1 protein-coding gene is annotated in these 359 nt (G+C 65.5%); it reads left to right on the forward strand.

Features of this window, described 5'->3' with window-relative positions:
* Positions 1–359: HEPN domain-containing protein (locus tag ACYQ2W_RS26710; protein ID WP_459874178.1), on the forward strand; the 359-nt coding region annotated here is incomplete at both ends.

Consider the following 359-nt stretch of genomic DNA (forward strand, 5'->3'; position numbering starts at 1 on the left):
CAGCGCAACCTCACCTACTGGTACAACAGCGCCAGCGGCTTCTGGCGCGGCACCGGCTACTACATGGCGCGCGACGAACGGGCCCACGCCGCCTTCCTGCTGCACCAGTCGGTGGAGCGGTATTATCATGCACTGACCCTGGTGTTCACCGGCGACAAGCATAAGACCCACGACATCCGTAAACTGGCCGAGATCGGCGCCGAGCTGCACCCGGCGCTGGTGGAGGCGATGCCGCGCAGCGAGGCGGAAGAGAAGGCGCGGTTCGACCTACTACGCCGCGCCTACATCGAGGCCCGCTACTCCAAGGGCTACCGCATCACCCATGAGGAACTGGAGACCCTGCGCGAACAGGTCCGCGA

Source organism: Endothiovibrio diazotrophicus (genome assembly GCF_054657215.1).